Annotated in this window: 10 protein-coding genes; 6 read left to right on the plus strand and 4 right to left on the minus strand. The window is 41.0% G+C overall.

Annotated features, from left to right (window positions below; translation table 11 throughout):
• Positions 1-72: 72 nt before the first annotated feature.
• Positions 73-939, minus strand: a complete 867-nt coding sequence (locus tag ACHUGF_RS14155) for a DNA ligase (protein ID WP_394132159.1) — start codon at positions 937-939, stop codon at positions 73-75.
• A 101-nt stretch (positions 940-1,040) separates the two neighbouring features.
• Here ACHUGF_RS14155 and ACHUGF_RS14160 point away from each other — a divergent pair, with 101 nt between their 5' ends.
• The 3 genes from ACHUGF_RS14160 (at position 1,041) to ACHUGF_RS14170 (ending at position 3,905) form a co-directional block, all read left to right on the plus strand.
• On the plus strand, positions 1,041-1,412 hold the full coding sequence (locus tag ACHUGF_RS14160) for a diacylglycerol kinase (protein WP_394132160.1): 372 nt from the start codon (positions 1,041-1,043) through the stop codon (positions 1,410-1,412).
• A 418-nt stretch (positions 1,413-1,830) separates the two neighbouring features.
• Positions 1,831-2,745, plus strand: coding sequence for a hypothetical protein (locus tag ACHUGF_RS14165; RefSeq protein WP_394132161.1), 915 nt, complete (start codon positions 1,831-1,833; stop codon positions 2,743-2,745).
• A gap of 137 nt (positions 2,746-2,882) precedes the next feature.
• Positions 2,883-3,905, plus strand: coding sequence for a GGDEF domain-containing protein (locus ACHUGF_RS14170; protein ID WP_394132162.1), 1,023 nt, complete (start codon positions 2,883-2,885; stop codon positions 3,903-3,905).
• 68 nt (positions 3,906-3,973) lie between these two features.
• Here ACHUGF_RS14170 and ACHUGF_RS14175 read toward each other — a convergent pair whose 3' ends face one another.
• The 3 genes from ACHUGF_RS14175 to pdsO form a co-directional block, all read right to left on the minus strand.
• Complete coding sequence (locus ACHUGF_RS14175) at positions 3,974-4,579, minus strand: class GN sortase (protein WP_394132163.1); 606 nt, start codon at positions 4,577-4,579, stop codon at positions 3,974-3,976.
• Positions 4,580-4,784: 205 nt separating this feature from the next.
• Positions 4,785-7,031 (minus strand): marine proteobacterial sortase target protein, encoded by a 2,247-nt coding sequence (locus ACHUGF_RS14180; RefSeq protein ID WP_394132164.1) that lies wholly within the window; start codon positions 7,029-7,031, stop codon positions 4,785-4,787.
• 346 nt (positions 7,032-7,377) lie between these two features.
• Entirely contained in the window at positions 7,378-8,118 is a 741-nt protein-coding gene (gene pdsO / locus ACHUGF_RS14185; RefSeq protein ID WP_394132166.1) for a sortase-associated OmpA-like protein PdsO, read from the minus strand.
• Between the two features lie 274 nt (positions 8,119-8,392).
• On the opposite strand from pdsO, the gene pdsR reads away from it, so the two are divergent.
• The 3 genes from pdsR to ACHUGF_RS14200 all read left to right on the plus strand — a co-directional run bounded on the left by pdsR (position 8,393) and on the right by ACHUGF_RS14200 (position 12,564).
• Complete coding sequence (pdsR, locus tag ACHUGF_RS14190) at positions 8,393-9,082, plus strand: proteobacterial dedicated sortase system response regulator (protein WP_394132168.1); 690 nt, start codon at positions 8,393-8,395, stop codon at positions 9,080-9,082.
• A gap of 23 nt (positions 9,083-9,105) precedes the next feature.
• Positions 9,106-11,271 carry a proteobacterial dedicated sortase system histidine kinase gene (pdsS, locus tag ACHUGF_RS14195; protein ID WP_394132170.1) on the plus strand — a complete coding sequence of 722 codons (2,166 nt, stop codon included), beginning with the start codon at positions 9,106-9,108 and terminating at the stop codon, positions 11,269-11,271.
• Positions 11,272-11,355: 84 nt separating this feature from the next.
• Entirely contained in the window at positions 11,356-12,564 is a 1,209-nt protein-coding gene (locus ACHUGF_RS14200; RefSeq protein ID WP_394132172.1) for a cystathionine beta-lyase, read from the plus strand.
• The last annotated feature ends 222 nt before the right edge of the window (positions 12,565-12,786 follow it).

Here is a 12,786-nt window from a genome sequence, read left to right on the forward strand (position 1 = left end):
TACCGCAAATAAATACTAAGTCTTGAGTTATCATATAGCAATCAAAACACCGATGACGATATTGATGCCTTGTTACTCTAGCGGCCTAATGCGCTTAAACGAGGCAAATTTTGGGATACCGTTCTTAGTTAAGCCTAAATATTGATAGGTAATGATTGCGCCTATTTGTGGTGGCGATTGCCTATCTTGCAGGCTTAACCCTGAGCCAATTTTAAATTGTTGACCATCTGGCATTTTGACAATCAACGCGCCGACCAATCCAGTAAACTTACCTTTGCCTTCGGTGTAACCAACAACTTCTGCTTCAGCATCATATCTCGGCTTGAGTTTCATAATATGTTTGCTACGACCCGATGTATACACGGCTAGTTTATGATGAAGCATCAAGCCCTCACCGCCCTTAGCAACAGTGTCATTGAGTTTTGAATACAAGGCATCTACAGTTTTCAGCTCAACTTGCTCAATGACATTGATATGAGTCTTGCCTTGTACCATTTGTTGTAGGGCTTGATAACGCTGTTCAAATGGCATATTTTCAAGTGCGTAAGTATCAAATAACATATAGCGAACGGGTAACCAATCAATGTCAGCTGCTTGTGTTTTGGCTACAACACTCGCAACCGCTTCAAATTTCCCTCGACCAATCCACAATTCCCCTTCAACGGCTATTTCTGGCATCTGTGCAATAAACCAGTTAGGTGCATTAATCACATTGCCGTTTTTGGTTAATAATTGCTGACCATTCCATACGCCTCTAATACCATCGAGTTTTTCACTCACTAAAAAGTCATTTACGTTGTCGATTGTTTGATATTGCGTGGCTAATTGAAGTAACAAATGTTGCTTAGAAGGTTTCTCTAAAACAGGCTGCGCAATGGCTACTGGTAAAAGGCTTAGGTGTAAAATGAAGCTGACAATGACTATCCGAAACATCAACATATGCACTCCTTGCTGGTTGTCGTCCTTGTTTAAACAGTGGCATAATGCCATCAGCAATTTTAGCCTATTTGCTCAATTTTACAGGGATTACGTTAGCTTTTATGAAACCAGCAAATTATGGATTAAAGCGAATTTTACGCGCCAGTAAGTTTTCAGCTAAAGGGTTGAAAGCAGCATGGGTTAACGAAGCGGCCTTTAGGCAAGAGTTATTACTCGCCTGCGTGTTACTTCCTATTGCATGGTTGATAGAAATTACTACTGTAGAGCGATTGCTACTGACAATGACAGTGTTTATCGTGTTGATCGTTGAGCTGATTAATTCAGCTATCGAAGCTGTTGTCGATAGAATAAGTGATGAAATTCATCCTCTTAGCGGCCGAGCAAAGGACATAGGTTCTGCAGCGGTAATGGTCAGTTTAATCCTAGGAGGTATCACTTGGGCAAGTATTTTACTCCCCCAAATGCTTGCATAATAAACCTATTTCCTATCATTCCCATGTCTAAATCACTGTACAAGTGATTTAGGCGGTAAGAACTTACCTTATAGCTTTGCTCTGAAAGTACACCATTTGTGAATGATTAACTAAAACCTCACATCACCTAATTATCTTTACAATGCAAAAAATCAGCGTCAAAAAAGCATAAAACGTCAAATATAACTATCTACTTAGCTAACTTATCCAGATAACTTACAAATTTTGACACTTTTCACTCAAGTGTTTTTCCACAAAATTGATTTAACACAAGTTTTTTGTACATTTTCTTCACATTTCCTTACAAAGTGGTAATATCCTTAATGCTTATTTCTAAGGTAACAGGTCTACATCTACAACTTAGGATGCACTTTGGTAAAAAGAAATTATAAAAATTATTAAATAGGTCAATTTATCAATGTTTAAACCCTTTGTATTTGCTGCAGCTTTATCGTGCTTAACCCCAATGGTTTTTGCACAGCAAGCAGTGTCTGAGATTGAAACCAGTGAAGATACATTCACTTTCATTGTGGGTGCATTTTATGCCAACTCTGATTCATATATGAATGTAACCAACCCTAGAGATGGCGGTATATTTCCACTTGATTTTGAAGATGACCTATTTTTAGAAGAAAAACACTTCTTACCTTTTTTTGAATTCGCGTGGAATTTCAATGAAAGACATCATCTCTATGCTGATTGGAAATCACTTCACCGCTCTGCTGACAGTCCTTTTGTAGAAAAAAGCTGGATATTTACTAACCCCGATAACGACAAAGAATATATCGTTGAAGCAGGTGCAAAAATCAGTACCACATTGGATATTGATATATTACGCATTGGTTACGGTTATGACTTATTTCTTGGTGATGACTACAATTTCGGTGCATCGATTGGTGTACACACCATGTTCGTCAAGACAATTTTCGAAGGTGAAATTGGTATTTGTAGCCCAACTCCAATTCTACAACAAGGACATTGTCAAGATGTGACAGCAAACCCAAGAGTTGTCGATAACAATACGACAGCGCCTTTACCGAACATCGGTTTATTTGGCTCTTATGAATTCTTACCAGGCTGGACAATTGCGGCACATGCACAATACTTCGCATTAAAATATGATGATGTGAAAGGTTCATTGGTTGATATACGTGCTTCTGTTGATGCCATGATAAATGAAAATTGGTCACTGACATTTGGCTATAATTACTACGAAGTCGATGTTGACTATAAACAGACAGCCTCAGCTGTGTCGATTGATTTCCATATTGCTGATTACAATTTGAACTACAGTTTCACAGGTCCAATGTTTGCAGTTATGTACCAATTTTAATCAGTTTATTTGATATAAAAGAGCATCTTAGGATGCTTTTTTTATGAGTCAATTACGCTAACGTTGACTCAGGTCTACGTAAAAAGGCTATAGTCATAATACAGTAGTCATCATTGACCATGAACTTAGAGGGCTGTATGTCTAATACATTACTTAAAACCGCTGCGGCAAACCTAAAAAAAGCCGTGCCATTAATGTTAAAGCATAATATTCCTACCACACCTACCAATTACGCATTGTGGTATGCCTACGTAGGCGAGCAAAATCCTCAACTCAATCAGGATTTAGATAGTGCCATTGCTCAAAACCAAAGCTGCTCTCCAGTCACCAGTGAATTACTTTATCGCAAACATGTTGCAGATCCCGTTGAGCTTGATGTTCGCGACATGCGTAAAAATTTAGATGCTATGGTTGTCGAATTATCTCAATCACTTAAAGATACCAATCTCGATACCCAAGTTTTTCAGCAAAATATTGATAAAGATTTTAGTAAACTATCTGAAATAGAATCCGGCGGCTTCAACCTTGAGCAAATCATTGCCATTGTTCGCAATATTGTGAAGGACTCTAGCCAAATCCGTTCCAGTACGGTCAGCTTTACTGAGCAATTATTAAAATCACAAGCTGAAATAGAATCACTAAAGCAGCGCCTCGCCGAGTCGGAAAAAGATATGCTGTTTGATGCGTTAACAAACGTACTCAATCGCCGCGCATTTGATGAGGACATTCAAGCCCACGCAACGCAAAACAATGATTATTGCTTAATACTGGCTGATATAGACCATTTCAAAAAATTTAATGATACCTTTGGCCATCAACTTGGCGACTTGGTACTTAAAGTCGTTGCTAAACGTATTCAGGAAGCTTGCCGTGATGGCATCAAGCTGTATCGCTTTGGTGGTGAAGAGTTTGCGCTAATTGTGCCTAATAGCCAACTGAGACTGGCAAGGCAATTTGCCGAAAGTATCAGACGTACAATAGAAAAGCTCAGTGTCAAAGACCGCCGAAGTAGCCAAGTGATTGACTCCATCACTTGCTCTTTTGGTGTCCACCAGCCCAAACCAGATGAAGCTGTTGAAACAGTGATTGAAGCAGCAGATAAGCTATTGTATGAAGCTAAACGTCTTGGCAGAAACCGCGTAATGCCAATGGCTAATTAAGTATTTAGATCTTTTTTAGAAAGCATATAAAGCCACGCATTTGTGTGGCTTTTTGATAACAACAAGTGTTAAGCGGAATGTTGCAGTCTGTATGATATATCGATACTTTTGGCTTGGATTACATAGCGATATTCAGTTTGACTGGCCAGATCTTGAAAAGGATAACAGGTTACCAAAGTTAATATATTTTCCTGTGTTGGCTGTAAAATTTGTGTATCTGATTCATGTACTATCTCAACCTTCTCAACCTCATATTGAATTTGATAACCCTCGTAGTTAATTAATTCGATAATGTCACCCACACTCACAAATTCAAGCAATGAAAAATGCGTGTCACGATGACCTGCGATGATGGTATTACCATGTTCGGTCACGTCAGCACCTAACATCATCATGCCTGGGCCAAACGCCAATGTTCTACCAGATGAACCAGCCAGCACGTACATACTTTTCGGCTTACCATTATCAATATGCCGTAAAAAGGTCATTTTCGCGACAGGATAAGTATCTGCCCAAGACCAGGGTTTATGTGGTTGTTGATCCAATAATGTTTTATCAAATGCATGTTCAATTAAGTATTGTGCAAAATGTGCTTTAGCCTGCATATAGCCTCCTTTAGCCATCATCAATAGGGCAATTACCAACGCAACAACGAGTTTTTTACTGATTTTCATCACCCTAGCTCCTAAATGTTTGTTCTCCAGTTTCGTGCCACGATTTATATATCTGTTACCTCTATACCAACTACCTATTTGCCAAGTTCCTTGCTAATAGTCTTGCCAAGTTATTTGCTAATAGTCTTGCCAAGTTATTTGCTAATAGTCTTGCCAATAGCACAGAGAAACTAACTTCCCCTTTAACTTGTGGCTTTGGAAGTGCTTAGTTAGAGGATTTACCAAGCAAATTGATAGACGGATATTGGCGTAATAAACCAATATTGAGTAAACACAGCACTAGCAAACAGCTACCAATGAATAACCACAATCTGCTATCTGTCGCGGTTTTAGGTAGGCGCATTTGTTTCATCATTTGTTGATTCGGTACAAATCCAGCGGGAAGTAGATTATTGACATATCCAGGCTGATTTAAATGCGCTAGCGGGTTAACAGGAGTGACATCTACCGCGACTAAACTGGTTTCGTTAGTGACTAAGTGGTATTGGATACCTAATGCTTCAATCTGTTTAGCAATGTGTTTTCTATTGGCGGCATTTCTATTTAACGACAGCGCAGAGACATATTCATTGGCCCATAAAATATCTAAACCGGCTTGAAGCGCACTGGGTGTTTGGTCAAATACCTGCTGCCAATAACGACCATTTAAATTACCTGAGATGACAATTGCTTCGTCTTCATGAGCTGCAGATTTAATACTGACGGTTAATGGCTCATTCAAATACAAATCGGCAATTGTTGCTGGCCAATAATCTGGGACACGACCGTCGGCGTAAGTTAGCTTTAAGTCTGTTAAAACAGGGCTTTCAAGCTTTGCCAATAAAAGCGCAACCTTTTGTTCTACTTCAGCTTCATTAGCGATGTAGAGGAAACTCCCCTTACCTGCTATTGCAGCTTTTCGCATAAAATAACTATTTGGTGCCGAACCTATACCAATGGTAAATAAGCGATTATCAGCAAGATGGGTATCAATTAAGTTAAATAAAAACTGCTCGTTCGACACCGCACCATCAGTTACAAACACCACTTGGCGTAAATACTCTGCACTGTCAGTTGATAGCGTATCAACTAACGCGGCGAGCAATGCAGGTTCCATTTCTGTGCCTCCATCTGCCGCTAATGCATCAATAAATCGCTGACCACGTCCTAGGTTGCGGCTATTAACACTGATAGCGTGAGGAGACATAAGCGTCGGACGCTGATTGAACGCAATAATATTAAACCTGTCATCCACTCTCAGTCCTGCCAAGGCAAATTTCAATGACTGTTTAGCCTGTACAATGGAAGCACCAGACATTGAACCAGAAACATCAATCACTAACACTAACTCCCGCGGTATGTGCTGCGTTTCTTTAAGTGCTTTTGGTGGCAACATCATCAATAACTGGTACTGATCTTGTGCGATATTCTTTGTGGTGGTTGTTTTTGAAGCTTGATTGCTTTCATTTGACTGCCAATGTTCAACAAGCTGACTTGCAGCATGGGTTTTCCCTTTTTGTGTGAACATATAAGCCTGAACTGAATCATCCAGCAATGGCCGCCAACTTAGCAAAAAGTCCCTGTCAGGCAGTGCCTCGTCAGCAAGGGTGATATTCCAGTTATCTTGTTGCTGTTCGCTCGTGATTTGATGGCTATCACTTAAGATATCGACTATTTCATTACCAGTCTGGATTTTGATGTTTATGCTGACTTTACCACTCAGTTCCTGTGTTTCATTCAAGAAACTGAGCTGGCTATTATCATGACTAAAAGCATAACGGATCTTGCTAAATAAAGAGTTGTCCTCGTTATCTACCAAGTATTTCGAGCGAGGTGAATATCTAGGTGTCATACTCATTGGGAAGCGAATTCGGTAGTGATCGTTTTTTAAAGCCATAGGTTGTTGATAAGTGAACACCACTTCCATGGTTTGATTAGGGCCTAAATTAGCCACTTCCGCGGTAAACATGTTTGGCCTGTGTTGTTTAAGCAAACTGGCTTGCTTACCTGCTTTCTTAGCTTTTTCAAAAGTTTGCTGTGCTTGCTGTTTAGGTTGGATAACCCCCACAATGGTGCGCTGGCCTATCACCATATTTAAGCTATCGACCGCAGCATCTTCGGGTAATGGAAATACATATTGGCCATTGACCCAGTGTTCAGTGTCATTATGGAAAGCTTGGCGAACGGTCACACGATTAACGATACCGGTGACTTGCATGGAAACGTCAGTTTTTAACGCCAGCATAATTTCAGGCATCTGAGTATGACTAGAATTGACACTATCAGGATAAGGGTTATTTTGATAAGCATTAGCGTCAGTGAGCTTGACCAGACCATGATTGAAAAGGCCAGGATTAATATCTTCACCTGCTGAACTTGCTGCAATGGCGGGTAACCCCATAGCCATAATGATAAATAGCAGGCAACATAGTTGCCCCAATGACGTTGTCCATAACGGTTTGCTTATTTGCATGGGTTCTCCTTAGCAGCATGGCATACCATGCCACTACTTATTGGAATGGCAATAGGGCCTGTAGCTCTTTGCTGATTAGAATTTGTTCGAATTAAAAGCACTTTAATCGAGGCGTAAGCGATGACGTTTAGTCATCTAAACCTGTAATTTTTAACTACAGTGCTCACAACAATCTGAACTCTTAGCTAAGAGCTCCGTGCTTTTAAACGAACCTTACAGGCAGCACTTGTTTTCATTTCTACTGCGTTAACGACTTATCATGTGGAGTAACCACACATCAAAGTCACTGCCTTGTATCAATTTCCATCAAGTTGCTACAAAAATAATCTTGAAAGATCTGTAGGCCCTAGTTGGCTGCTAGTTCACGATGTTGCTTGCCAAGCTTTAACGTCACTCGACGATCAAAGAAATCATTTTCAAAGTTTTGTTCTTCATGCAATGGCGCCGTTGCACCGTAAGCTTGGCCTTGAAGTCGCTGCGCATCGATGCCTTGCGCGGTAAGATATTGGGTCACTTCAATCAAACGTTGTTCAGACAATGCTTGGTTATAGGTAGTGTCGCCACGTCTATCAGCATATCCGGTTAAATCGAGCGTGAGTTCAGGTGATAAGGTCATCATGTAAGCGACATTATCGAGTTGCTGTTTAAAGATTGGTTCAATATTTGATGAGCCGGTTTTGAACTGTACATTCATGCCTATCGCGAGTTCATCTAACACTTGCTGCTGCGTAGCTTGTATTTGAGCTAGCTGTATTTGTGCCTGATTATATGCTTCGGTCATTTCTGAGAGCGATTGGTTTTGTTTTTCCATAGCAACGATAGTGTTGTTTTTTTCATCGATAACTTGCTGTTGCTGAGCGATTTGACTGTCATTGGCGACAGACTTACCAATAAATGTACCTGTCAGTGCGCCAATAAACGCACCAACAGGTCCGCCAACAACTGCGCCCAATACTAAACCTGAGCTAAAACCGACGACCTCTTCTGTTTGGTCAAGATCTTGTGATTTATCTGCTTCATTGGCGAAGCTAACTTGGCTAACAGTCAGTGCAGAGATCAGTGCAATTGCGATTGTGGTTTTTTTCATGGTCATCACCTTTATGTTTAATGTTTTTTAAATGGAGTGTTGAATCACTCGATGACATTCATTAAACACGACACAAGTGGCAGATTTGGGGAGCAAAAATGGCAATGCAGAGATCAAATGTGGCAACAATATGGCAATTTGCTTTAGCCACTTTTTTGCCAAAGTAAATCCTGTATAGTCAGCACTATAGAAGTATTACAGTCACACACTTATTGGCTTCGTTTAAGGAAGTCAGTATTTAAATCGCTTTTGTGACCGAGGTAAGAAGGTAACAATGAAACGAATTGCAATTGTTGAAGATGAAGTCGCGATACGCGAAAACTATAAAGATGTGTTGCAGCAGCAAGGATATAACGTACAAGCCTATGCTAATCGCCCATCTGCGATGCTAGCCTTTAATGCGCGTTTACCCGACTTAGCCATTATCGATATTGGTTTAGAAGATGAAATTGATGGTGGCTTTACTTTATGCCAAGCTCTCAGAGGGTTATCAAGCAGTTTACCCATCATTTTTTTAACTGCACGAGACAGTGATTTTGATACTGTATGTGGACTTAGATTAGGCGCTGATGATTACCTCACTAAAGATGTCAGCTTTCCTCACCTGTTAGCCCGTATTGCTGCATTGTTTCGTCGTTCAGAGTTAATTAGCTCAAGCCCAGCAGAAGAAAACTTATTGCAACGCGGCCCATTAACGATTGATGTCAATCGCATCCAAGTGAGTTGGTTAGAGCAGCCTATTGAGCTAACAGTGACGGAATTTTGGATGGTTCATGCCATGGCAAAGCATCCAGGCCATGTGCGCAGTCGTCAAGATTTAATGCAAGAAGCTAAAATTTATGTGGATGACAGTACCATTACTTCCCATGTAAAACGCATCCGTAAAAAATTCTTAGCCGTTGATGGGCTGTTCAATTGTATCGATACCGTCTATGGCATGGGCTACCGTTGGGATAGCCTGTAAATATTAATTAATTTGAAATATTTATGTATTTACCATTAGGCCTCAGGGCAAAAGTCATCATCCTTTCGTTATTCTTGCTATGCCTACCTTGGCTAGGCTACCAATACGTGTGGGAGATGGAAAAATACCTGCGCCATGGTCAAGAAAAAACCCTCGAAGGCACCACTCAGGCATTGGCTACCGCTTTGCATGAAAGACCAATGTTATTTGATAACCAAGCCAGTTTTTTAACCCAAGTTGAAAAAGGCAGAGATCTATATGCCTACCCGCTTATGGGGCCGATTCAATTAGATGGCAAGTTACAAGACTGGCAATCCTATCAACACCGCATGTTGCACTATGATAGTGAGCACCTGATTTATCAACAAGATGAGAATCTATCCACGGATATTAGTTTTACTCATATGGTGGGTAAATATGCTGGCTATTTATATGGATTCTTTGAAGTTAATGACCCTGCGGTCGTTTATAGGGGTAAAAATAGCCTCAGAGTGGATAGAAATGATCACTTAGTGATGGCGACATTAACCCCAAAGGGGGATTTTAAACGCTACATCATTGCCAATACCGAACCGGGTTGGTTGAGCGCCTACGAACTGCCTCAAGATCCTAGTCAAAGTATGCCCGTCGTCCCAGAAAACCGCATCCAGGGCCATTGGCAACAAACAGAAAGTGGATACAATATTGAGTTCAGGCTGCCGCTTGAAATGGTTGGCAGTAAGCTTGGTTTTGCAATACACAATGTAGATGATCCCAATAACCGCCAATTGGTAAATATTATTGGTACCTCTGCTACAAACTCTGTGTCTGAATTGGGCACTGTTTTAGTCCCTTCGCCTGAAATAGAAAACATCATCAAAGGTATGAGCCATAATAGCTCACGCATTTGGGTGGTCGATAATCATGGCCGCGTGTTAGCTAAATCGGGGGATATTCGCCGTTCAAGTAGTGCATGGAAAAGTACTGAGCTGTTGGAAACGCCAGAATCCACATGGTCACATTTCCATAGTCAGTATTTATTACCGCTTTACTATAAAATTTTGACCCGACCACCACAGGATTTTATTGACTCATTGCATGACTCAACTGAACTCAGTGGCAGCCATATTGAACGCGCACTATCTGGCAAGCATGGTTCAACTTGGCGCTTAACCCCAGATAACAAAGCCGTCGTATTAGCGGCTGCGAGTCCCATTTGGATTGATGACAAAGTGATGGGCGTGGTGATTGCAGAAGAAACCACTCATGGTATTAGAACCCTTCGTAATAAGGCACTGGAAAAGCTATTTAATGTCATTCTCACCATTATGAGTATGGGGACTTTAGCCTTGTTTATTTTCGCTTCGAGTATTTCAAGTCGTATTAGACGTCTACGCGACCAAGCTGAACTCGCTATTGACAGCCAAGGACGTATTAAACAACAGATTGAGGCATCAAAACATCGTGACGAAATTGGCGATTTATCTCGTAGCTTTGCCAGTATCGTTAGTCGATTAGGACAATATACCCATTACCTAGAAAATATGTCATCGCGGTTATCACATGAGTTACGCACACCGGTAGCCGTGGTACGTAGTTCATTGGAGCACTTAAGTCTACAAAACCTTGATGACAACACTGAAAAGTACGTTAATCGTGCCCAAGAAGGGGTTAACCGATTACACCTTATTATAAATAACCTTAGTGAAGCCACGCGACTAGAAGCAAGTTTGACCCAAGCAGAACGAGGCCAATTCTCATTACAAAAAGTGGTTTCAGGTTGTATGCAAGGTTATCAACTGACTTACCCCAAACAACAGTTTAAAGTACAAATTGAAGATAAACCCATGTTGTGTGATGGCGTTCCTGAGTACATTGCTCAGCTAATGGATAAACTCATCAACAATGCGTTGGAATTCAGCCTTGATGATACTCCCATTGAAGTGACACTGAGCCAATCTAATAAGCAGGCAGTACTTAAAGTGACAAACCAAGGCTGTTTACTTCCAGAGAATATGCACAATCAGATTTTTGAATCTATGGTCTCAGTGCGTAGCCAAGAAGCTAATAGCAAACCGCACCTGGGCTTAGGTTTGTACATTGCAAGATTGATCACAGATTTTCATCATGGGCATATCAACGCCAATAACATAGAAACACAGCATATAAACGGTGTTGAAATCAGGGTATCAATTCCATTAGAGAGTTGAGCATCAATTGAAAATAACTTATCACCCCTTTTATTTAGCCATCTAGATGTTAAGATAGCTAAAAATCAAGAAGAGAGAATATTAATGAGTGATTCAGACAAACTGGCTACCAAAATAGTGAGTACAGGTCGTGACAAAAAATACACTAAAGGTGTGATTAATCCGCCTGTTTATCGCGCTTCAACTGTAGTTTTTGACACTATGGATGCCATGCGCCATGCCATTAAGCATAAAACCGACGGTGAATTGTTTTATGGTCGAAGAGGCACACCCACTCATTTTGCATTTCAACAAGCCATCAGCGAGCTTGAAGGCGGTGCTGGAACATCACTGTACCCATCTGGTGCTGCAGCCATCAGCGGTGCATTACTGTCATTTCTAGCGAAAGGCGACCACCTATTAATGGTTGACAACGTCTATGAACCCACTCGTGATTTATGCGACAAACTGTTGGCCGACTATGGCGTTGAAACAACTTATTATAATCCTCTCATCGGCGCAGACATCGCAGAGTTAATTCAGCCAAACACTAAGGTTATCTTCTTAGAATCGCCAGGTTCAATCACCATGGAAATTCAAGACGTACCTGGCATATGCGCGGTCGCTAAACAACATGATATCATCACAATGCTTGATAACACTTGGGCATCACCAATCAATTGCCGCCCGTTTGAAATGGGGGTAGATATCTCAATACAGGCAGCAACTAAATATATAGTTGGTCACTCTGATGTCATGATTGGCACCGCAACAGCAAATGAGCAACACTGGCCAACATTACGCGAACGTAGCTATCTGATGGGGCAAACCACCTCGCCTGACGATGTTTATATGGCTAATAGAGGCTTACGAACGCTTGGCGTACGATTGGCTCAGCATGAAAAAAATGCATTAACGGTTGCAAACTGGCTTGATCAGCGCGCCGAAGTTGACCATCTGCGACATCCTGCTTTTGAAACCTGCCCAGGTCATGAGTTTTTCAAACGTGATTTTAGTGGCGGCAATGGATTATTTTCTTTCGTACTCAAACAAGGTAATTTAGCGGCCGTCACAGCCTTTGTAGAGAACATGCAACACTTCAAAATGGGGTTTTCATGGGGAGGCTATGAAAGTCTCATATTAGGCTACTTTGGGATTGATAAAATTCGTTCAGCGACAGGTTGGGACAACAGCAAACCACTAATACGATTACACATTGGCCTTGAAAATGTGGATGATTTGATTGCGGACCTAGAGAATGCGTTTGAGCGCTATAATGCGGTATTAGCCAAGCAACCCACACAAGCTAAATAGAGTTAAGCCAACCTATTTAAACACGAATACTTAAGTTGCCTGTGATTGTGGCATTTTAATGTTAGCCTTAATCCAATACGAATGTTGCTTGAGTTAGCCGACAACCTGAACAAAAATCAGTAATAATAGTAACTTAGCCTACAATGTAAAGAATCCACCTTCTGAAGAAGGTGGCTTTCATTCAGCCCCCTAAAAGGGGGCGTTTCAGTTATTTTTAGCCTC

It is taken from the genome of Shewanella maritima (genome assembly GCF_043643735.1).
Lineage (GTDB): Bacteria > Pseudomonadota > Gammaproteobacteria > Enterobacterales > Shewanellaceae > Shewanella > Shewanella maritima_A.

Excerpts from the sequence above, each read along its gene's own strand:
- ACHUGF_RS14155 (WP_394132159.1), bottom strand. The coding sequence starts at position 939 with ATGTTGATGTTTCGGATAGTCATTGTCAGCTTCATTTTACACCTAAGC.
- ACHUGF_RS14160 (WP_394132160.1), top strand. The coding sequence starts at position 1,041 with ATGAAACCAGCAAATTATGGATTAAAGCGAATTTTACGCGCCAGTAAG.
- ACHUGF_RS14165 (WP_394132161.1), top strand. The coding sequence starts at position 1,831 with ATGTTTAAACCCTTTGTATTTGCTGCAGCTTTATCGTGCTTAACCCCA.
- ACHUGF_RS14170 (WP_394132162.1), top strand. The coding sequence starts at position 2,883 with ATGTCTAATACATTACTTAAAACCGCTGCGGCAAACCTAAAAAAAGCC.
- ACHUGF_RS14175 (WP_394132163.1), bottom strand. The coding sequence starts at position 4,579 with ATGAAAATCAGTAAAAAACTCGTTGTTGCGTTGGTAATTGCCCTATTG.
- ACHUGF_RS14180 (WP_394132164.1), bottom strand. The coding sequence starts at position 7,031 with ATGCAAATAAGCAAACCGTTATGGACAACGTCATTGGGGCAACTATGT.
- pdsO (WP_394132166.1), bottom strand. The coding sequence starts at position 8,118 with ATGAAAAAAACCACAATCGCAATTGCACTGATCTCTGCACTGACTGTT.
- pdsR (WP_394132168.1), top strand. The coding sequence starts at position 8,393 with ATGAAACGAATTGCAATTGTTGAAGATGAAGTCGCGATACGCGAAAAC.
- pdsS (WP_394132170.1), top strand. The coding sequence starts at position 9,106 with ATGTATTTACCATTAGGCCTCAGGGCAAAAGTCATCATCCTTTCGTTA.
- ACHUGF_RS14200 (WP_394132172.1), top strand. The coding sequence starts at position 11,356 with ATGAGTGATTCAGACAAACTGGCTACCAAAATAGTGAGTACAGGTCGT.